Below are 21,005 nucleotides of genomic sequence, written 5' to 3' on the forward strand. Positions count from 1 at the left end.
TCGCTCGACAGACCGGGTCCCGTCGGGCATGCTCACCCCAGGAGGATGGCATGGTTCAGGACATGACGGCGGAGGAACTGGTGGCCCTGGTGACGCGGGTCTTCCGGCCCGTACCGGGCGAGCGCGGACTGGCGATCCTGGTGGACCTGCCCGACGCCCAGGTGCCGGACACCCCGGCCTGGCGGGAGCGCCGGGACATGGCCGCCGCCTGGGCCGCCATGCTGGCCGGGCGGCGGGAGGAGCTGGGCTTCGACACCCACCTCGCCCTGTATCCCAATGTGCACACCAACAACGGCGACCTGCCCGCCCAGGCGTGGCTCCAGGGGGACGGGCCGCTGCCCCAGCGGGCCGAGGACCTGGACCCCGCGGCCGCCCTGCCCTTCCCGGACCTCTATGCCGGGCACTCCATCCTCATCGCCCTGACCACCTTCTCCGCCACGGCCCCCCTGAAGATGGCCGCCCGCCAGTTCCCCATCCGGGCCGCCACCATGCCCGGCTTCTCCCGGGCCATGGTGCCGAGCCTCCGGCTGGACTACGGGGAGGTCAACCGGCGGGTCCAGCTCCTCAAGGACCTCCTGGACCGGGCCGAGGGCGCCGACCTGCGGTTCACCCACCCCGGCGGCGCGGCGAACCTGCACCTGGACCTGCGCCACCGCACGGGCCACGCCAGCGGCGGGCTCATCCCGGACCTGGGCACGGCCGGCAACCTGCCTTCCGGCGAAGCCTACATCGTCCCCTACGAGGGGGAGCGCCCCCAGGACCCCAGCCGGACCGCGGGCCTGCTGCCCGTCCAGTTCGGCGACGAGGTCGTCTGCTACGCCATCGAGGGCAATGTGGCCCGGTGCGTGCTCCCCGGCGGCCCCGAGGCGGCGCGGGAGGCGGCCCTCCTGGCGGCGGAACCCGCCTACGGCAACCTGGCCGAACTGGGCCTGGGGGTCCTGGCCGCCTTCGGCGTGAAGCCCGTGGGCGTGGTGCTCCTGGACGAGAAGCTGGGCCTCCACATCGCCTTCGGCCGGAGCGAGCACTTCGGCGGCCAGGTGGGACCGTCCGCGTTCAGCCGGCCCGAGGCCGTCGTGCACATCGACCGGGTCTACGTGCCCGAGACCCAGCCCCGGGTCCAGGTGGACAGCGTCACCCTCCGCCTGGAGGACGGCACCGCCCTGCCCCTGATGCGGGCCGGCGACTACGCCCCCGGGTTGTTCTGAACGTCGCAGAGGGGCCCCATCAGGGGGAACCGGTCCGCAGGCTCGTAGCGGGGGCCGATCCACTGGAACAGCGTCAGGTTCCGCACCTCGAAGGGAATGTGCAGGTCCATGCCCAGGAGGAGGTCCACGGCCTCGCCGTACGTGCCCCGGGCCGGGGCGCCCTGGGCCAGGGTGATGTGGGGGATCCAGCGGTCGGGCTCGTACAGGGGGTAGGTCTGGGCGCCCAGGGCCTGGAAGGCGGCGGCCAGGCTCCGGTGCAGGGCCTCCAGGGTGGGGGTCTTGACGACGGGCGCGTAGAGGATCGGCGAAGACCCGTGGAAGAGGCCGAGGCCGTGGGCCTCCAGCGCGAAGGGCGCGGTCTCCTGGGAGAACCGCTCCAGGACCTCTTTCGCCCGGTCGTGGTCCAGGCCCTCGAACCCCAGCAGGGTCAGGTGCGGGAAGGGCACCCGGCGGATCCCCGCCAGGCCGAACTGCGCGCCCAGGTGGGCCCAGATATCCCGGACCCGTCCCGCGGCGGGTTCATGGAGCGCCAGGGCGATGGTGGACATGGCTCCAGTCTACACGCTCCATGCCGAAAATATCCCGCCCGGACGCGGGCGGGCTTCAGAAGCGGGCGGATACGGTGAAGCCGGCCCCGCCGGGGCCCAGGGCCGGCCGCACCTCGACGGCCACCCGCTTCCCGGCGCGGCGCGCCTGGTCCAGGCCGGTGACGGCCCGCCCCGCGTAGATCCCCACCAGGGCGCCCGCGAGGACGTCGGAGGCGAAGTGGTCCCGGGTCTGGAGGCGGGAGAGGCCCACGAGCCCGGCGACGCCGTAGGACGCCACCGACACCCAGGTCCGGTCGGTCCGGGCGGAGAGGGCCGCGGCCATGGCGAAGGCCTGGGCGGCATGGCCCGAGGGGAAGCCGTCCCGGGAGGAGAAGGGCTTGAACGCGTGGTCCCCGTAGCCGTCGACCGGCCGCGCCCGGCCCGCCAGGACCTTCACGGGGAGGATGGCCGCCTGGGCGAGCACGGCGGAGAGGCCCATGTCCACGAACACGGAGCGGGGCTTGTCCAGGTCGAGGAGGCTGGTGACGGCGTAGCCGGCGCCCAGGACGGCGAGGCCCGCCATGCCGCCGGGCTTCGCCAGGTCCCGGGCGAGGCGCGTCCTGCCGGGCGTCTGGGAGCGCCCCATCCCGTCGTCCACAGTCCGGTCCAGGAGGAGGGCCGTGCCCAGCACGGCGGCGGCGCAGAGGCCGGCCTCCCCCCACTGGGCGCGGGACCAGTCCGCGGGCGCCGTGGCCAGGGCCTTGGCGTCCGCCCACGCCACCCCCGGCAGCGCGCCCAGCGCGTCCGGGGAGGGCGTCTGGGCGCCGAGCCAGGTGCCGGCCGCCAGGGCCAGGAGCCAGGTCTTCACGCGCGGGCGAGGCGGGCCGCCATGGCCTTGCCCATGTCGGCGGGGCTCCGGACGACGGTGATGCCGGCGGCCTCGAGGGCCGCCATCTTGTCCGCGGCCGTGCCCTTGCCGCCGCTGATGATGGCGCCGGCGTGGCCCATGCGGCGCCCCGGAGGGGCCGTCTGGCCCGCGATGAAGGCCACCACGGGCTTCTTCACGTGGGCCTGCACGTAGGCCGCGGCCTTCTCCTCCGCGTCCCCGCCGATCTCGCCCACCATCACGATGGCGTGGGTCTCCGGATCCGCGTTGAAGAGCTCGAAGGCGTCGATGAAGCTGGTGCCGTTGATGGGGTCGCCGCCGATGCCCACGCAGGTGCTCTGCCCGATGCCCAGGGCCGTGAGCTGGCCCACGGCCTCGTAGGCCAGGGTCCCGGAGCGGCTGATGATGCCCACGTGGCCCGGCTTGTGGATGCGCCCGGGCATGATGCCGATCTTGGCCTGGCCCGGCGTGATGACGCCCGGGCAGTTCGGGCCGACCAGGCGCGTGCCGGGGTGCTCGTGCATGATGCGCTTCACCTTGATCATGTCCTGGACGGGAATGCCCTCGGTGATGCAGACGATGAGCTCGATGTCGGCCTCGAAGGCCTCCAGGATGGCGTCCGCCGCCGACGGGGGCGGCACGAAGATCATGGTGGCGTTGGCGCCGGTGGCGGCCATGGCGGCCTTGACGGTGTCGTAGACGTGGAACCCCTCGACCTCGGTGCCGCCCTTGCCGGGGGTGACGCCGCCCACGACCTGGGTTCCGTAGTCCCGGCAGCCCTTGGCGTGGAAGAGGCCCTCGCGGCCGGTGATGCCCTGGACGATCAGGCGGGTGTGGTTGCCGACGAGAATGGACATGGTTGACCTCGGGGGGATGGGGTTCAGTGGTCGTCGCGGAAGGCGTCGGGGTCGGGGCCCGCGGGGGCCTCCGGCTCATGGGCGGGCGATGCGGGCTTGAGGGCCCTGAGCTCGGCGAGATACCGGCGCTTCAGGGCGTCCAGTTCGAGGTTCCGGCGGTAGAGGCGGAAGAGGAGGGCGGCCACGACCACCAGGTTCAGGGGGACGGCCGCCCACATGAGCAGCGGCGCGTGGAAGACGGCGCGCTCCCAGTTCCGGGCGCCCACCATCCAGATGAAGAACCACATCATGGGCAGGAGGCCCACGGTCACGAAGAAGAAGCCCCAGCCGATGCGCCAGGCGCCCTGGTGCATGGCGGACTGGTACTCGGCCCACTTGGCCTCGTACGCGGTCTGGGGGTCGGCGGCGCTCATGCGATCGCGGCCACGACCTTGCGGGCGGCGTCGTCGAGGTCGGCGCCCACCTGGATCCGGAGGCCGCTCTCGGAGAGGATGCGCTTGCCCTCCTCGACGTTGGTGCCCTCGAGGCGGACCACGACGGGGACCTGCACGCCGATCTCGCGCGCGGCCTTGACGACGCCGTTGGCGACGATGTCGCAGCGCATGATCCCGCCGAAGATGTTGACCAGGACGGCCTTCACGCCGGGATCCTGCAGGATGATCCGGAAGGCGTTCTTCACGGCCTCCTCCGAGGCGCCGCCGCCCACGTCGAGGAAGTTGGCGGGGCTGGAGCCGTGGTACTGGATGATGTCCATGGTCGCCATGGCCAGGCCCGCGCCGTTGACCATGCAGCCGATGCTGCCGTCCAGCTTGATGAAGTTCAGCCCGAACTTCGACGCGTCGATCTCGGCCGCGGCCTCCTCGTTGAGGTCGCGGAAGGCCTGGACCTCCGGGTGGCGGAAGAGGGCGTTGTCGTCGAAGGCGATCTTCGCGTCGAGCGCCGTGACGTCACCCTGCTTCGTGACGACCAGCGGGTTGATCTCGAGCATGGAGCAGTCCTTCTCCACGAAGAGCTTGTAGAGGTTCCGGAAGAAGACCACCCCCTTGCGGAAGGTGTCCCCGGACAGGCCCAGGGCGAAGGCCAGCTCGCGGGCGTGGTGCTCGGCGAGGCCGATCGCGGGATCCACGGCGACCTTCACGATCTTCTCCGGCGTCGCCGCGGCGACCTCCTCGATCTCGACGCCGCCCTCGGTGGAGGCCAGCGCGGTCACGCGGCCCGTGGCCCGGTCCACGAGGAAGCTGAAGTACAGCTCGCGCGCGATGTCGACGGGGTCGGACACGAAGACGGTGCGCACCACGCGGCCCTCGGGGCCGGTCTGCTTCGTGACCAGATTCATCCCCATCATCCGCCCGAAGAGCTCCGCGGCCTCCGCGGGCGTCTTCGCGAACTTCACGCCACCGCCCTTTCCGCGGCCGCCGGCGTGGATCTGCGCCTTCACGACGCTCTGCCCGCCGAACGATTCCGTGATCGCCGCGGCCTCCGCGGCGTCGGCGGCCACCTGGCCACGGGGCGTGGCCACGCCGTACTTCCTCAGAAGTTCCTTGGCCTGGTATTCATGGATGTTCATGCGAGGCTCCCGGGGACCTGCTGGTTTCGGATCGATCATCTTAACCCGTTCCTGGGTCCAGTTCGCAACTGGAAGGTGAGGCCCCCGAAGGTATAGACTGGAGTTTCCCCCCTCCCGGGAGTCTTCCCCATGGCTCAGCTGGACAAGCTCCTGGCCCACATCACGCCCCGCGGGGGCCTCCGCCTCCGCCTGGAGGCCGGCGCCCCGCCCCTCCTGATGATGCCCGCGGGGGTGGAGACCCCCCTCATGGCCAGCGCCCTGAGCGGGGTCATGGTGGAGGCCCTGGCCCGGGAGGTCCTGCCGGCCGGGAGCGCCCCGGGCTTCGAGGCCACGGGGGAGGCGGCCTTCGACCACCAGGCCGGGAACGAGACCTTCCTCGTCACCTTGGCCCGGACGCCCCGGGGGGTGGCCATCCAGGTGGAGCCCCAGTCGGGCGCCTCCTCGGCGACCCTCACCCAGCCCCTGCCCCGCCGCACCCCCGTGCCCGTGGCCCCGCCCCAGGCGCCGCCCCCCGCCCCCCGGGCTGACGCGCCCCGGGCTGACGCGCCCCGGGCTGACGCGCCCCGGGCCGACGCGCCCCGAATCGACGCCGCAGGAGGCCGGGCCCTGGCCGAGGCCCTCTTCAAGGACCTGCTGGCCCGGAAGGGGTCCGACCTGCACCTGACCTCCTTCGAGACCCCCACCGCCCGGATTCACGGAGATATGGAAGAACTGGAAGGGTTCGGGATCCTGGGACCCGCCCAGCTCGGCGCCATGATGGAGGCCCTGGCCCCGGAGGCCGCCTGGGAGCACTTCAAGGCCCACAACGACGCCGACTTCGCCTACCCCTTCGAGGCGGGGGGATGCCGGCTCCGCGTCAACTACTTCCAGGACCGGCAGGGGCCGGGCATGGTCTGCCGGGTGATCCCCAACGAGATCCCCGATCCGGACCGCCTGGGGCTCCCGGACCCGGTCCGGCGGCTGGCGGACCTGGCCAAGGGCCTCGTGCTCGTGACCGGCCCGACGGGTTCGGGCAAGTCCACGACCCTGGCGGCCATCCTGGACATCGCCAACCAGAAGCGGAACGACCACATCCTCACCATCGAGGACCCCATCGAGTTCGTCCATCCCCGCAAGCGGTGCCTGGTCAACCAGCGCGAGGTGGGCAACCACACCGACTCCTTCAAGTCCGGCCTGCGGGCCGCCCTGCGCGAGGACCCCGACATCGTCCTCGTCGGCGAGATGCGGGACCTGGAGACGATTTCCATCGCCCTGGAGACGGCCATCACCGGCCACCTCGTCTTCGGCACCCTCCACACCTCCAGCGCCATCGGGACGGTGGACCGCATCGTGGACCAGTTCCCCTCCGACCGCCAGCAGCAGATCCGGGTCATGCTGGCCGACGCCCTCAAGTGCGTCGTGTCCCAGACCCTCCTCAAGAAGGTCGGCGGCGGGCGGGTCGCGGCCCTGGAGACCCTCTTCATCACCCCGGCCATCGCCAACCTGATCCGCGAGGGGAAGAACTTCCAGATCCAGAGCGCCATGCAGACCGGCCGCGCCTACGGCCAGAAGCTCATGAACGACGCCCTCCTGGAGCTCATCCAGAACCGGGTCGTGGAGCCCCAGGAAGCCTACATGAAGTGCCCCGACAAGGAGTCCTTCATGAACACCCTCAAGCGCGGCGGCATCAACTGGGATCCCCGGGGCCAGGAGTAGGGACAGGCGGGCACCAGGCCCCCCACGAAACACCCCACCCCCCCCGGAATCCGGGGGCTTGACCCCTGCCCTGGCGGAAGGGCGGCTCAAGGCACGGCGGACGGGGCGCCTCCCGGACCTCAGTTGCTGCGGGCCAGCAGGATCTCGGGGATGTCCAGGAGGAGTTTCCGGGTGGCGGGGTCCCCGTCCACGCCCTGGAGGGCGGCAGTGGCCGCGCGGCTGGCGCGGAGGGCCAGGTCCCGGGTCTCGGCCAGGGCGTCGTGGGCCTGGATCAGGGCGCGGAGGGCCTTCTCGTCCGCGGGGGCGATGGGGGTCTCCTCCCCGTTGGCCCAGATGCGCTCGATGATGGGGCGCGCCTCCCGGGGGGCGCGCTCCAGGAGGGTGAGCATCGGCAGGGTGAGCTTGCCCTCCCGCAGGTCGGAGAAGACGGGCTTGCCCATCTCCGCCTCGGTGGAGGTGTAGTCCAGGAGGTCGTCCACGAGCTGGAAGGCCCGGCCGATCTCCAGGCCGTACTGCCGCATGGCCACGCAATCGGCCTCGGGGCGGCCCGCCAGCACGGCGCCCGTCTCGGTGCACCCCGAGAAGAGGAGGGCCGTCTTCCGCTCCTGGATGTCGAAGTAGTCCTTGCGGCTCGTCTCCAGGTTGAACAGGCAGTCGTTCTGGATGAGTTCGCCCTCGATCATCCGGGTGGTCACCTCGGCCATGATCTCCAGCATCCGGAAGGACCGCCCCGCGATGGCCATGGACATGGAGCGCAGGTAGAGGAGGTCGCCGAAGAGCACGGTCAGGGTGTTGCCCCACAGGGCGTTGAGCGTGGGCTTGGACCGCCGGGTCTGGGCGTGGTCGATGACGTCGTCGTGGATGAGGGTCGCCGTGTGGAGCATCTCGAAGACCACGGCGAAGCGGATGTCCTCCTGCGTCTCGACGCGGCAGAGGCGGCTGCCGAGAAGGACGAGGGCCGGGCGAAGGCGCTTGCCCTTCCCCGCGCCGATATGGGCCGCCAAGCGGCTGACGACGGCCACCTCCGACGCGAGGGCGCGCTGGATCTCCTCCTCCACCTCGGCCAGCTTGCCGGAGATGGGGAGGAAGTACCGGAGGAGGTCGATGCGGCTCATGCCTAGGACCGGTAGTTGGTGAACTGCAGGTCGAGGCCCTGGTCGTTCTTCTTGAGGAGCGCGATCGCGTCCTGGAGGTCGTCCTTGTTCTTGCCGGAGACCCGCAGCTGGTCGCCCTGGATGGCGGCCTGGACCTTGACCTTGGCGTCCTTGAGGACCTTGACGAGGGCCTTGGCCTTCTCGGAGGGGATGCCCTGGAGGATCTTCACCTCCTGGCGGACGGTGCCCTTGGCCGCGGGCTCGAGCTTGCCGTACTCCATGGCGCGGATGCTCACGTTGCGCTTGACCAGCTTGCCCTGGAGCACGTCGATCACGGCCTTGAGCTTGACCTCGTCGTCGCTGGTCAGCACGAGGACGGCCTCGTCCTTGAGCTCGATCTTCGACACGGAACCCTTGAAATCGAAGCGCTGGCCGATCTCCTTGGTGGCCTGGTTAACCGCGTTCTTCACTTCGTCCATGTCCACCTTGGACACAACGTCGAATGAACAGTCGCTGGCCATCTGGATCCTCCCGTTGATTTCAATGTAGCAGCACACGAGGGAATTGGTCTCAGGATGGCTGGGCCTCCAGGCGCGCGCGGAGCTCCGGCCACCCCTCCCACAGGAACATGCGGAGGAGGGCGACCTGCACGAGGGCGTGCTCGATGCGGCCCTCCCGGAGCATCGCCTCGGCCTCGGGCCAGGGCGCCGCCCAGACCCGCAGTTCCTCCGAGGGGTCCAGGTCGAGGGGGGCCACTGGATCGCAGTCCAGGCCCAGGAAGAAGTGGCAGCGGTTGTCCTGGATCGCGGGGTTGGGGAGGCAGCTCCCCAGGCTGATCCAGCGGTCCGGCCGGAATCCGGTCTCCTCCAGCAGCTCCCGGAGGCCGGCGTCGCTGGGCGCCTCGCCGGGCTCGGCCACCCCGCCGATGACCTCCAGCGTGCTCGCCCCGATGCCGTGGCGGAACTGCTCCACGAGCAGGAGCTCCCCCTGGCGGGTGAAGGCCACGACGTTCACCCAGGCCGGGCAGAGCAGCCGGGTGAACCCGTGTTCCCGGTCCGTGTGGGGACTCCGCCGCCGCGCCACCACGTGCCGGAAGAGCCGGGATTCCACCTGGAGCTCCACCTCACCGTCCGTCCAGGGGCGGGCGGGATCGAAGCCGGGGGAATGCTGGGCGATCAGGCGCATGCCTCCAGTCTACCCATGGGCGCTTCAATTCGCCGGCCGTTGCTGGTATCGTTCCGGCATGAACGCCCTGTGCCGGGCCGCCACGGCCCTGTCTCTGTTGGTCCTCGCCGGATGCAGCTCCGAGGATCCGCGGCTGCCCGACAAGCTCTACGAGGAAGCCATCAGCCTCACCCAGCAGGGGCGGAACCAGGAAGCCCAGGCCCTCCTGAAGCGCCTGGCGTCCCAGTATCCGGACACCAAGGCGGGCCGCGACGCGGTCAAGGACCTGTACACCCTGGACGGCCTCGTGCGCCAGGAGGTGCGGGAGCGCCAGCGGGCCCTCCACGGCACCATGAAGCGGGTCGCGGACGCGCTGACCCGCTACCGGAGCACCCACGGCGAGTATCCCCGCTACCTCTCGGCCCTCGTCCCCGACTACCTGGACCAGGCGCCGGAAACGCCCTGGAAGCACCCTTTCCTGTACCGCCCCTACGTGACCGTCCCCATCGCCGACGTGAAGGACCGCCGGGGCCGGGTGGCCCAGGTCTTCAACACCAAGCTCGACGGCTACATCCTCTGCTCGCTCGGCCTGGACCTGCAGATCGGGGGCGAGGACCTGGCGGAGGACAGCTACATCGTCAACGGCGAACCCTACAAGGGCGCAGCGCCGCCCCCCATCCCCCAGCCCCAGCCCCTGCGCTGAGCCCGGTCCTCAGCGGCCCCGGACGGGACGGTAGAACAGCACGTCGGTACCGAAGCGCGGGCTCCAGCTCATCTTGAGCCGCTCCGTCCCCGCCAGCTCGAACCAGGGGTTGGGCGGCAGGCCCTTCTGGATCATGGCGAGGCCGCGGACCGTCCCCGCCTCGTGCAGGCGCCGGGCCACCGTGGTCAGCAGTTCGTCCGAGAAGAACACCGAATCCATGAACACCAGGGTGCAGCCCGTCAGGTCCGTCCGGGCCAGGTCCTCCTCCCGGAGCTCCAGGACCCGGCCGGGTCCCAGCAGCCCTCCGGCCCGCAGGCGATCCCGGGCCGCCCGGGCCACCGCCGCCCGCGACCCGGCCAGTTCCACCCCGACGACCTTCGGCAAGGGCGTGGTCAGGAGGGCCTGCATGAGGAAGAAGCCCCGCCCGCAGCCCAGGTCGAACAGCACGTCCCCCCGCCCTGCCCCGAGGCGCCGGAGGATGGCGTCGGTGGCCGCCGGGGAGGGCTCGCCATAGATGTGGGCCTTGTCCAGGCTGATCCCCTCCGCGCCGTGGCTCGCGTTGATCAAGTGCCGCTCCGCCTCCGGCACGCCCGCCCGGAAATCGTCGATGGAACTGCCCGGGATGTCCGCGAACACGTCCTCCAGGTGCGCCGCCGCCACCCGCCAGCTCAGGGGCGCCGGCGCCGGCGCCGGAACCCGGCAGGCGCTCCCCAGCCCCAGGACCAGGGCCGCGACGATCATCAAGCGGGCAGGACGTTGGCGCATGGGCCCTCCGCTATATAAATAATGCATTTAGCGGAGCCCACAAGCCGCCCCCACCCCGAAGCCGCGTCCGCGGGGTTGCGCGTGGAAGCCGATCCGATGAGCGGTACCGGCTCTGCCCCATTCGGGTTCCGTTGAATTCAGCTAGGCTGTGTTCGGAATCTATAGATTAGATAAATAGTTAACTTGTACTCATACGTAAAGGCTCGTACACCACGAATTTTCCTGGGGTAACGATGCCGAGACGTTTCCTGACCGATGCCATGTGGGCAAAGCTTGAACCGCTCCTTCCGCCAGAGCGTGGAGGGATGGGGCGATCCCGTCACCCCAACCGTCCCATGGTGGAGGCGATCCTGTGGAGGCACAGGACTGGGGCGCCGTGGAGAGACCTGCCGGAGGAATTTGGACCTTGGAGAAGCGTGTACACGCGATTTGAGGCCTGGACCAAGCGCGGCGTGTGGCAAAGGATCCTGGAGTTCCTGCGCAAGGAAGCCGACCTGGAGTGGGTCATGCCGGATGGCACCATCCTTCGCGCTCATCAACCTTCAGCAGGCAAAAGGGGGGGCTCTGGAACCAGGCGCTCGGACGATCTCGGGGTGGATGCTCGACCAAGATCCATTTGATCTGCGATGCCCACGGTAATCCTTTGGATTTCCTGGTCACTCCGGGGCAAGCCCATGAAAGCCGGTCTGCTGAAGGATTGCTGTGCGGTTGGCAGGCAGAGTACGTGTTCGGAGATCGGGCCTACGATGGGAACCCGGTAAGGAAGGCGATCGAGGCCATGGGTGCGACAGCCGTCATCCCACCTCATCCCCGGCGCAAGAATCCGGCGGCCTGGGACTCACACCTATACAAGGCCCGCCATGCCATCGAGCATGGGTTCGCCAAGCTCAAACAGTTCAGGGCGCTGGCCACCAGGTTCGACAAAACGGCGCGAAGTTTCTCAGCCCAGGTGGCTTTGGCCTGCATCGTGATCTGGCTGAGGCTATGAGCGGAGGGTGACAAGCGTTCCGGATCCTCATTGATCCTATGAAACGCGGAGGCGCGGAGGATCTCGCAGAGGGTCGCGGAGGAAAGCGCTCCTGGAACCTGCCCCTGGATATCGAGTGGAGGGGGCTTGTGGTTGAGCGGGCCTACCGGCTGGATTTGCTGGTTGACGACCTCGTGGTCGTGGAGGCGAAGGCGGAATGGAGGTCGGCCTGCTCCTCAATTTCCGTCAGTGGCCTTTCAAAGACGGTGGAATCAAGCGGGTGATACATACAAGGGCTTGATCCTTTCTCCGCGAGCCTCAGCGAGATCCTCCGCGCCTCCGCGTTCCAATAGGATCCTGCGAATGCGCGGCGCCATCAGGCACTGCAGCACAGACTCACTATTCCAGCTCCTCCATGCTCCGGCACGGATGGGTATTAGCCATTACTATCCTAGATTACGAACACACCCTAAATAACGGGTACCCCGCCTGACAGGGAGTCCGTGTCCTTGGCCGTCACCTTCATGCGGACGGCGGGCGTCAGGGCGAGGGGGCTTCGGGTGTCCGGGGCCAGGCCGGTGGCCGCCACCAGGGTGCAGGAGCGGGCGGCTTCGGTCCCCAGGGCCTGGGTGCTGACGCCGGGGGGAACGGTCACCTCCACCTGGGCGAAGGTCCCCTGCCAGGCCGCGCTGGGCGCGGTCCCCACGGTGAGGCGCACCTCCCGGGTCCCGGGCGTCCAGCGGCCGACCAGGAGCCGGTTGGCCGGCAAGTCCGGGCCGGCCACCAGGGCGCCCTGCACGAGCGCCCCATCCTGCCAGGCCGCCACGGTGACGCCCTCCGGCACCCGGAAGGTGAGGTCCAGTCCCTGGACGGGCACCTGGGTGGCGTAGGGGTCCAGGGCCAGGAGCACGCGGCAGCGGCGGGAAGCTTGGACACCCCCGTGGTCGTTGCCCCCACTGCACCCCGGCAGCAGGAGTCCCAGGGCGAGGGGGACCGCCCAGGCACCATGTTTCCATCGGATGTTCATGTTTTCCTCGTCTTCCAGGGGTTCAGGGCAGGAGGCTGTGGCCGGAGGCGGCCCAGAGCACCAGGACGGCGTCCTGGAGGTCGATCACCCCATCGGGCCTGGACACGCCGTTGGCCCAGGGGGCCAGGTCGAAGCGGGCCAGGTCCTCGGCGGTGGGGGTCACCAGACCATTGGCGATCTGGAAGGCCCGCAGGGCGTCGGCCATCGTGTACAGGGCCGGGGTCGTGGCGGCGGCCCGCACCAGGTGCCGGGCCGTGTCCGCGCGCCGCCCCAGGGCGTCGGTGGCGGAGACGACCGCGCACCAGTCCTGGTACCCGTCCAGGGGGAGCCGCACGGAGAAGGCGCCGTTCTGGACCGCGGGGGTCCAGGTGCGCCCGCCGAGGCTGACGGTCACCGTCACCGGCGGCGCGTCGGAGGCGACCGTCCCCCGCAGCAGGTAGGCGTCCGGCAGGAGCAGCAGGTCCCGCTCCGGGTCGGTCACCGCGACGGCAACCCCGGAGCCGAAGGTGATCGTCCGGGTCTCCCGGGCCGTCTTGCCGGCCAGGGAGGTGGCCTCCACCACCAGCGTGTTGGCGCCGGTCGCCAGGGTCAGGGGGACGGCGAAGGCCCCATTGACCAGGGGGGCGGGAGCAGCGGCGCCGCCATTCAGGCGCCATGTCACCCCGGCCAGGCTGTCCAGACCTTCCGTGCCCGGAGCGGCGGAGGCCGACCCCGCCAGCGTCAGGTCGGGAACCTGGACGACGGCCCCGTTGGCGGGAGCCACGACCTCCAACCGGGGCGCGGTGAGGTCCAGGGTGACCTTCCGGACCGCCTGGGCCGTCAGCCCGGCCACATCCGTGGCCGTGAGGGTCAGGACGTTCGCCCCGGCCTTGAGGCGCACGGGCACGCTGAAGCGGCCGGAGGGGAGCACCGTCGCGGGCGCGCCGTCCAGGGTGAGGGTCACGGCCCCATTGACGCTGGTCGCCGACCCCTCGACGGTGAGGAGGACGGCGGAGGTGGTCATCCCGTCCGCGGGGGCGTCCAGGGCGATCACCGGCGGCGTGGCCGCCTGCACGAAGATCCGCACCTCCGCCGCCGCGGACGTGCCGTTGGCGTTGGTGGCCGTGTAGGTGAAGCGATCATGGCCCCAGAAGCCGGCCGCGGGCGTGTAGAGGAAGCGCAGGCCGCTCACCGTCAGGTCGCCGTGGGCGGGTGCCTCGGCGATCGTGAGGGCGGTGGCCTTCCCGCCCCCGATCACCGGGGTGATCGGCTGGGCGACGCTGCCGGCCGTCACGGTGACGTCCTGGCCCTGGGGCACGGGGAGGAGGGTATCCACCGTCGTCGCCGCGGACCCGCCGCTCACGTTCCCGTAGCCATCGGCGGCGGTGGCGGTGAGACTGCCCGACTGGTTCACGGGGAGGGTGAAGGTCCAGGCCCCAGCGGCATCCGCCTGGGCGGTGCCCAGGAGGGTCGCGCCCAGGTAGACCCGGACGGTGGCCCCGGCTTCGGCGGTGCCCGTCACCGTGCGCCCCGCCACCGACGTGATGACGGGGGCCGCGGGCGCGGCGGTGTCGATGACCGGCGTTCCGGTGGCCAGGCCTTCCAGGTCGGTGCGGGCCGGGAACCCGTCCGCGTCCCGGAGGGCGCCCACGGCGGCCGTGGCGTCCGCCACGCGCAGGGCCGGGCCCGCGGCGGCGGCGCCGTTGTCGCCTGGGCTGGCCACGTAGCGGAAGACCAGGGACGTGGTGCCGCTGCCGGAGACGTAGGCGGCCCGGGCCGGGGCGCCGCCCACGGTCACGGGCAGGAACGGCGCGCCCGAGACGGTGACGGGGGCGCTGGTGCCCACGGTGTAGGTCACGGTGTTCAGCTGCGCGGCCACCCCGAGGCTGAGGATCCGGGGCGCCGCGGTGGCGAGGCGGGCCTGGTGATTGAGCAGGTCGCACACGAAGGCGTCGGCCGGCGCCGCGGCGGCCGGACCGAAGGGATCGGTGGCCAGCACGGCCAGAAGGGCGCCCTTGGGCGCCAGGGCCAGGGTGCCGGGAACCCACGCCACGCCCGTGGCGCGGCCCGACGGGTCGAGGGAGACGGGTGCGCCCGTGCCCCAGGCCGTGAAGACCCCCGATCCCGGAAAGGCGAGGGACGTCAGGCCGGCGGGTCCCGTGAAGGGGGCCACCAGGGCCTGGACGGCGCCATCCCCGTCCGCGGTGCGGATCGTTCCGCCGCCCAGGTCCGAGGCCAGGGCCGCGATGCCGTCGTTGCGGGGCGAACCGAGGCCGCCCAGGAGGGCGAGGACGCCCCCGCCCCGCACGTAGGCCTGGAACAGGGCCGCGTCCCCCGCCCCGAGGGCGGAGGTGGCGCGCAGGTCCCAGACCTGGTCGAAGGCGGCGAGGGCGGGCGGGGCCGCGGAGGCGGTGTCCCAGGCCGTGACGGCCAGGTTGGCGCCCAGGGCGGCCCGGGAGGCCAGGGCGGCCGCGAGCCCGGCCGGACCCTGGAGGGCATCGTGGAGGAGCAGGACCTTGGAGGCGGGCCCCGGCATGGCGTAGGCCGACGGCGCCGAGGCCGGGCCGTCCCCGGCGCCGGTGGTCGCGGTGACCGTGAAAGTGTAGGCCCGGTGGTTGACCAGGCCCTGGACCGTCAGGGGCGAGGCGGCGCCCCGCGCGGCGAGCAGGGTCGGCGCGCCGTCCACCAGGGCCGTGACGGTGTAGGCGGTGACGGCGGTGCCGCCATCGCTGTCGGGCGCCGTGAAGGCCACGGTGGCCTGGCCATCGCCGGCCGCGGCCGACAGGATTGCGGGGGCGCCGGGGAGGACCGGGACCACCGTCAGGACGGTGGCCGCGGAGTTCGAGGCCGCGAAATTCGCGTCGCCCGAGTACTCGGCGTGGATGGCATGGTCCCCGCCCCGCAGGCCGCGGGTCGTGAAGGCCGCCGTCCCGCCGTTGGCCGGGATCGCGCCCAGGGTGGTCGTTCCGTCCTTGAAGGTCACGGTGCCCGTGGCCCCGGCCGTCAGGGTGGCAGTGAAGGTGACGTCCTGGCCATAGGTGGCGGGCTGTGCCGACACCGCCAGGGTGACGGTGGAGGCGGCGGGCGCCACCGGGAGGGTCAGGGGCGCGGAGGTCCCGGGGGCGTAGTTGGCGTCCCCGCCGTAGACCGCCGTGAGGGCATGGCTGCCCCCGCCCAGGGCGGCGGGGCTGAAGGCGGCGAGGCCGCCGCCGACCGTGGCCGTGCCCAGGGTGGTCGCGCCTTCCTTGAAGGTCACGGTGCCGGTGGCCCCGATGGGAAGGGTGGCCGTGAGGGTCAGGGGCTGGCCGTAGGTGGCCGGGTTGGGGGAGGCGACCAGGACGGGGATGACCGGGGCCGCCTGAACGACCAGCGTGACCGTCGAGGCGGTGGACGGCGCATAGGTGGCGGCCCCCCCGTAGACCGCGGAAATCGCGTGGCTGCCGCCGGCCAGGGTGGACACCGTGAGGGCGGCGGTCCCCCCGCTGAGGGTGGCCGTGCCGAGGGTGATGGCTCCATCCTTGAACGTCACCGTGCCCGTGGCGCCGGACGTCACCGTGGCTGTGAAGGTCACGGCAGCGCCGAAGGTGGACGGATTGGGGCTGGCGGCCAGGGTCGTGGTGGTGGGGAGGGTGCCCACCGTCAGGGCCAGGGAGGCCGAGGTCGACCCGGTGAAATTGGCGTTCCCGCCATAGACGGCGGTGAGGGTGTGGGGGCCGATCGCCAGGGCGGAGGTGGCGAAGGTGGCCGAGCCGCCCGAAAGCGTGGCGGTGCCCAGGGTGGTGGCCCCATCCTTGAAGGTGACCGTGCCCGTGGCCAGGCTGGAGACCGTAGCCGTCAGGATCACCGTCTGGCCGTACACCGCCGGATTGGGGGTTGCGGCCAGGCTCGTTGCGGAGGCGGCGGTATCCACCACCTGGGTGACGGAGCCCGAGGTGACGCTCGCGTAGTTGGCGTCACCGCTGTACACCGCCGTGAAGGAGTGGCTCCCCACGGGGAGGGTGGTCGTCTGGATGAAGGCCGCGCCCGCGTTGATCGGGACGCTGGCGACGGTGGTGCCGCCGTCCCGGAACGTGATCGTGCCGGTGGCATCGGCGGGAACGCTCACCGAGACCGTCACGGTCTGGCCGTACGTGCTCGGGTCGGGACCGACGAGGATCGGCAGGGTGAAGGAGGCCTTGTTGACCGTCAGGGTGGATTGGGCGGACGTGGAGCCGCCGTGGTTGGCGGAGCCGCTGTAGACCGCCGTCAGGAGGTGGGTGCCGCCGCCCAGGGCCGAGGTGACGAGGGTGGCCGTGCCGCCCGAAAGCGGGGCGCTGCCCAGGGTCACGCCGCCGTCCAGGAAGGTGACGGTGCCGGTGTCCCCGGAGGCCACGCTGGCCGTGAGGGTCACGGCCTGGCCGTAGGTGCAGGGGTTGGGGGTGGGGTTCAGGACCGTGGTGGTCGCCGCCGGCTGCACCACCTGGGTGACCGGGCTGGAGACGGAGGCGGCGAAGTTGGCGTCGCCGGGGTAGGCGGCGGTGAGGGTGTGGGTGCCGCCGCCCAGGGCGGAGGTGCTGAAGGAGGCGGTGCCGCCGATGAGGGAGGCCGTGCCCAGCGTCGTGGCCCCGTCCTTGAAGGTGACCGTCCCGGTGGCCCCGGAGGTCACGATCGCCGTGAGGGTGAGGCTCTGGCCGAAGGTGGAGGGGTTGGGGGTCCCGGCCAGGGAGGTGGTCGTCGCCGCCGTCTGGACCACCAGGGAGGTGGTGGCCGTGGCGGAGCTGTAGTTGGCGTCCCCGCCGTAGACGGCGGAAAGGGTATGGCTGCCGCCGCCCAGCGTCGAGGTGGCGAGGGTGGCGACGCCGGAGCCGTTGGGGCTGGCGGTGCCCAGGGTCGTGGACCCGTCCTTGAAGGTGACCGTCCCGGTGACCCCCGCGCTGAGCGTGGCGGTGAGGGTGACGCTCTGCCCGTAGGTGGACGGGTTGGGGCTGGCCGCGAGGGCGAGCCCCGGCGCCGCGGGGTTGATCACCTGGGTGAGGGCCGAGGAGGTCGAGCCGTTGTACGCGCTGTCGCCCCCGTAGACCGCCGTGAGGCTGTGGCTCCCGCCGCCCAGGGCGGAGGTCGCGAGGCTGGCGGTGCTGGATCCGTCCAGAGTGGCCGTGCCCAGCGTGGAGGCGCCGTCCATGAAGGTGACCGTGCCGGTGGCGCCCGAGGTCACGGTGGCCGTCAAGGTCACGGACTGCCCGTAGGTGGTGGGGTTCACGCTGGAGACCAGCGCCGTCGTGGACGTCAGCTTGTTGATCACCGTGAAGGTGGCGCTGGTGGCGGACAGGGCATTGGTGTTGCCGGCCGCGTCCGTGCCGGTGCCGGCCGCGACGCGGATGCCCAGGGTCCCGTTCCCCGAGAGGCTGCCGAGGGTCACCGTCCGGGTGGAGCTGGAGCCGGAGACGCCGATGGACCCGCAGGCGGCCGTGCCGGTGGCGACCAGGGTGATGTCGCTCGCCGACAGGGTGCAGGATGCGAAGTTGGCGTCCAGGTACGAGACGGTGCAGGTCACCGGCCCCGTCGAGGTGGAGCTGGGACTGGGGGAACCGAGGGCCACCGCGGGCGCGGTCCGGTCGATGACGTAGGCCGGGCCGGCCTTGGGCAGGGTGTCGCAGACCGTGGTGCTCAGGCCCGTGTCGTTGACCAGGCGCAGGATCAGGGTCCCGTCGGCCGTGCCCGGGTTCAGGGTGATCACCCACTGGGCGTTGCTGGTACCCGCCTTGGCGCTCACGTCGGTGATGGCGGCGCCGGTGAGGGTCGGGTTGAGATCGAAGTTGGAGGCGGTGAGTCCCGTCACCGCCCGGTCGAAGGTGACCAGGTAGCTGACGCTGGAAGCCGCGGTGACCGCGCTGTCCTGGCGGGTGATCGAGGAGACGTTGGCACAGGGGGTCGGCAGGTTCGCCACGACCTGGAGGTTGTCCACGTCGAACCAGTCCCGGCAGCGGATGACGATCCTGTCGAGGGTCACGCCCACAAAGGAGGACAGGACCCCGGCCTGATTGAGGGTCTGGAACAGGTTCTGCTTGCTCGCCCCGCTGTCGAAGACCCCCGTGTCCGCCACCTGGGTGGCCCCCAGGTACCCGAGGATCTGGAGGGTCGAATCCGGGGTCGAGGCGACGCCCGTCCAGCGCAGGTCCAGGGCCTTCAGCTCGAAGGTGGCGCTGGCCGCCAGGGTCGTGGTGACGGTGGCCCCACTGAAGCCCCCGTTGTAGGCGGTGCTGTCGCAGGGGGCGATCATGCCCTGGAAGCTGGAGAGGCCCGAAAAGTAATCGCCGGGCAGCACGTTCTGGAGGGTCCAGGTCATGCCGCTCTGGCTGTAGGTCGTCAGGTAGTTGTCCGTCGTCCCGAAGAAACCGTTGAGGGGCGCGGGGCTGAAGGCGGCGGCCGAGTTGAAGTCCAGGGTGACGGGGGTGGCCACGGTGCCCAGGCGGCCGCCGTAGGCGGCCTGGAAGGCGGCCGTGAAGGGCGAGGGCCGGGCCGCGGCGCCCACCTGCCGATCCAGCTCCCAGGTCCTGCCCTGGCCCAGGGGCGCGGCGGCGGCGGCGACGGGGACGCCTGCGAGGCGCCCCAGGGTCTTCAGGAAGGCCTCCCCTTCCCCGCCGGCGGCCACCTCGCACCCATGCACCTGGAGCGAACCGCCCGGGGCCAGGCTCCGGCCCAGGGCCGCCAGGGCCGCGGCATGGCGCGGCAGGGTCGCGGCCGTGAGGGGATCCCGGCCCAGGAGGAGCCGGCCGGGCTCCCCGTGGGCGACCACGTGGAGGGCCTGGAGACCCGTTCGTCCGGCCACCCGGGCCGCGATTCCCTCCAGGGAGGCTTCGGCCGGGGCCAGCCGCCGGCCCTCCACGCCGGGCCGCAGGCCCTGCAGGAGGCGGGCGCTGTCCTGGACCCCCGGGTCCACGAAGAGGAGCTCCCCCGGGACCGTCGCCCCAGCGGCAGGCCAGGCCATCGCCAGGGGCGCCAGGAGGGCCATCAGGCCCCTCGCGAGGCGCTGGAAACATCCGGATCGACCGTTCACGAAAGCTGTCATGACGCTACCTATGGCTTGATCGCAGGGCCGGCGCGAACCCGGCCTGGGCTGGGGGGAATCAAACTCCCAGCCTATCGCCAGAACAGCCAGAGGAGCGAGCATAAATAGGAATGGCCTATGAACCCGCCCCCGAAGGCAAGGCTGGAGCGGCGTCCGGCGCCCTGCCCCATTCCGTATTTCCGGATCTTCAATGCATGGCTATCGCCCCGAACCGTCCAGAGGCCGCCCGGATCGTCACGTGAATTAATTTCGTCCGCCCCCGGAGCGTGTCGGCAACCCCAAGGCAATGAATAGCTGCTTACAGGCGAAGCGATCCCATGCCATCCCCTACCTCTGCGTTATTCCCTGGTTCAGCATCTTCCCCCTCGAGGTGGATCGGTCCTGTGCAGAACCCTGCCAAGACCAGGGCGCGGGCAGACAGGGGCCTTCGCCCCTGCCTGCCCGCGCCGGTCCCGGACCCTCCGTTCGGGAAGGGACCTACTTCACGCCCCAGTCCAGGATGACCTTGCCGGAATGGCCGCTGCCCATCACCTCGAAGCCCTGGCGGAAGTCCGCGATGGGGAAGTGGTGGGTGATGATCGGGTTGATGTCCAGGCCGCCCTGGATCATGGCCGCCATCTTGTACCAGGTCTCGAACATCTCCCGGCCGTAGATGCCCTTCAGGAACAGGCCCTTGAAGATCACCTTGCCCCAGTCGATGGCGGCGTCGTCGCCGAGGATGCCCAGCATGGCGATGCGCCCGCCGTTGGACATGGCGTCGATCATGCCGCGGAAGGCGCCGGCGTTCCCGCTCATCTCCATGCCCACGTCGAAGCCCTCGGTCATGCCCAGCTCCTTCATGACTTCGGGGAGCTGCTCCCGGCTGACGTCGACGGCGCGGGTGGCGCCCATCCGGCGGGCCAGGTCCAGGCGGTAGGGGTTGACGTCGGTGATGACGACGTGGCGGGCCCCCACGTGCTTGGCGATGGCGACGGCCATGATGCCGATGGGGCCGGCGCCGGTGATCAGCACGTCCTCGCCGACCATGTCGAAGGACAGGGCCGTGTGGGCCGCGTTGCCGTAGGGATCGAAGATCGCGGCCAGGTCGTCGGAGATCCCGTCGGGGACCTTGAAGACGTTGGCGGCGGGGAGGCTGAGGTACTCGGCGAAGGAGCCGGGCCGGTTCACGCCCACGCCCTTGGTGTTGGGGCAGAGGTGGCGCTTGCCCGCGCGGCAGTTGCGGCAGTGGCCGCAGACGATGTGGCCTTCACCGGAGACGCGGTCGCCGACCTTGTAGCCCTCGACCTCGTCGCCCACCTTCTCGATGACGCCCACGTACTCGTGGCCCACGTGCATGGGGACGGGGATGGTCTTCTGGCTCCAGGCGTCCCAGTTCCAGATGTGCATGTCCGTGCCGCAGATCGCGGACTTGTGGATGCGGATGAGCACGTCGTTCGGGCCGATCTCGGGGACGGGGACGTCCTCCAGCCAGAGCCCGGGCTCCCTTCTGCTCTTGACCAATGCCTTCATGGCTATTCCTCC

Annotated in this window: 16 protein-coding genes and 1 pseudogene; 5 read left to right on the plus strand and 12 right to left on the minus strand. The window is 71.1% G+C overall.

Translation table 11 applies throughout. The features are described from left to right. Positions 1-50 precede the first annotated feature (50 nt). A complete protein-coding gene (locus R2J75_RS10245; RefSeq protein WP_243347426.1) occupies positions 51-1,205 on the plus strand; it encodes a M29 family metallopeptidase in 1,155 nt (384 codons plus the stop codon). Here R2J75_RS10245 and R2J75_RS10250 read toward each other — a convergent pair. Genes R2J75_RS10250 through sucC form a run of 5 tightly spaced genes read right to left on the minus strand, consistent with a single transcriptional unit; the run spans position 1,184 to position 5,042 of the window. Next, a complete protein-coding gene (locus tag R2J75_RS10250) occupies positions 1,184-1,753 on the minus strand; it encodes a 2'-5' RNA ligase family protein (RefSeq protein WP_316410075.1) in 570 nt (189 codons plus the stop codon). The genes R2J75_RS10245 and R2J75_RS10250 overlap by 22 nt on opposite strands. Positions 1,754-1,808: 55 nt before the next feature. Then, positions 1,809-2,600: a phosphatase PAP2 family protein gene (locus R2J75_RS10255; RefSeq protein WP_316410076.1), complete on the minus strand. Its 792-nt coding sequence runs from the start codon at positions 2,598-2,600 to the stop codon at positions 1,809-1,811. After that, a complete protein-coding gene (gene sucD, locus R2J75_RS10260) occupies positions 2,597-3,475 on the minus strand; it encodes a succinate--CoA ligase subunit alpha (protein WP_243335249.1) in 879 nt (292 codons plus the stop codon). The genes R2J75_RS10255 and sucD overlap by 4 nt, the downstream gene beginning before the upstream one ends. A gap of 23 nt (positions 3,476-3,498) precedes the next feature. After that, entirely contained in the window at positions 3,499-3,888 is a 390-nt protein-coding gene (locus tag R2J75_RS10265; protein ID WP_243335246.1) for a hypothetical protein, read from the minus strand. Beyond that, a complete protein-coding gene (gene sucC, locus R2J75_RS10270; RefSeq protein ID WP_243347417.1) occupies positions 3,885-5,042 on the minus strand; it encodes an ADP-forming succinate--CoA ligase subunit beta in 1,158 nt (385 codons plus the stop codon). The genes R2J75_RS10265 and sucC overlap by 4 nt, the downstream gene beginning before the upstream one ends. 129 nt (positions 5,043-5,171) lie before the next feature. Between sucC and R2J75_RS10275 the strand changes: the two genes are divergently transcribed. Continuing rightward, positions 5,172-6,737, plus strand: a complete 1,566-nt coding sequence (locus R2J75_RS10275; RefSeq protein ID WP_316410077.1) for a type IV pilus twitching motility protein PilT — start codon at positions 5,172-5,174, stop codon at positions 6,735-6,737. A 119-nt stretch (positions 6,738-6,856) separates the two neighbouring features. Here R2J75_RS10275 and R2J75_RS10280 read toward each other — a convergent pair whose 3' ends face one another. The 3 genes from R2J75_RS10280 to R2J75_RS10290 are packed head-to-tail and all read right to left on the minus strand — an operon-like array spanning position 6,857 to position 9,016. Then, on the minus strand, positions 6,857-7,852 hold the full coding sequence (locus R2J75_RS10280) for a polyprenyl synthetase family protein (RefSeq protein WP_243335234.1): 996 nt from the start codon (positions 7,850-7,852) through the stop codon (positions 6,857-6,859). A 2-nt stretch (positions 7,853-7,854) separates the two neighbouring features. Beyond that, the gene (locus R2J75_RS10285) at positions 7,855-8,352 is read right to left on the minus strand and encodes a YajQ family cyclic di-GMP-binding protein (RefSeq protein WP_316410078.1); all 498 of its coding nucleotides are present in this window, start codon (positions 8,350-8,352) and stop codon (positions 7,855-7,857) included. Positions 8,353-8,401: 49 nt separating this feature from the next. Then, the gene (locus tag R2J75_RS10290) at positions 8,402-9,016 is read right to left on the minus strand and encodes an NUDIX hydrolase (RefSeq protein ID WP_316410079.1); all 615 of its coding nucleotides are present in this window, start codon (positions 9,014-9,016) and stop codon (positions 8,402-8,404) included. Between the two features lie 58 nt (positions 9,017-9,074). Between R2J75_RS10290 and R2J75_RS10295 the strand changes: the two genes are divergently transcribed. Next, positions 9,075-9,698, plus strand: coding sequence for an outer membrane protein assembly factor BamD (locus R2J75_RS10295; protein WP_243335231.1), 624 nt, complete (start codon positions 9,075-9,077; stop codon positions 9,696-9,698). 9 nt (positions 9,699-9,707) lie between these two features. Here R2J75_RS10295 and R2J75_RS10300 read toward each other — a convergent pair whose 3' ends face one another. Further along, entirely contained in the window at positions 9,708-10,463 is a 756-nt protein-coding gene (locus R2J75_RS10300) for a class I SAM-dependent methyltransferase (RefSeq protein ID WP_243335230.1), read from the minus strand. Between the two features lie 260 nt (positions 10,464-10,723). On the opposite strand from R2J75_RS10300, the pseudogene R2J75_RS10305 reads away from it, so the two are divergent. Together R2J75_RS10305 and R2J75_RS10310 are read left to right on the plus strand one after the other, a co-directional pair. Continuing rightward, positions 10,724-11,451: pseudogene (locus R2J75_RS10305) on the plus strand (IS5 family transposase). A 38-nt stretch (positions 11,452-11,489) separates the two neighbouring features. Next, positions 11,490-11,714: a GxxExxY protein gene (locus R2J75_RS10310; protein WP_316410066.1), complete on the plus strand. Its 225-nt coding sequence runs from the start codon at positions 11,490-11,492 to the stop codon at positions 11,712-11,714. 185 nt (positions 11,715-11,899) lie between these two features. Here the strand turns inward: R2J75_RS10310 and R2J75_RS10315 are convergent, their stop codons facing one another. From R2J75_RS10315 to tdh, 3 genes are all read right to left on the minus strand, one after another. Next, positions 11,900-12,457, minus strand: coding sequence for a hypothetical protein (locus tag R2J75_RS10315; protein ID WP_243330373.1), 558 nt, complete (start codon positions 12,455-12,457; stop codon positions 11,900-11,902). Between the two features lie 22 nt (positions 12,458-12,479). After that, entirely contained in the window at positions 12,480-19,484 is a 7,005-nt protein-coding gene (locus tag R2J75_RS10320; RefSeq protein ID WP_316410080.1) for an Ig-like domain repeat protein, read from the minus strand. Positions 19,485-19,961: 477 nt separating this feature from the next. Continuing rightward, complete coding sequence (tdh, locus tag R2J75_RS10325; RefSeq protein WP_243330376.1) at positions 19,962-20,993, minus strand: L-threonine 3-dehydrogenase; 1,032 nt, start codon at positions 20,991-20,993, stop codon at positions 19,962-19,964. Positions 20,994-21,005 lie beyond the last annotated feature (12 nt).

The organism is Mesoterricola sediminis, from assembly GCF_030295425.1.
In the GTDB taxonomy this organism is placed as follows: Bacteria; Acidobacteriota; Holophagae; order Holophagales; family Holophagaceae; genus Mesoterricola; species Mesoterricola sediminis.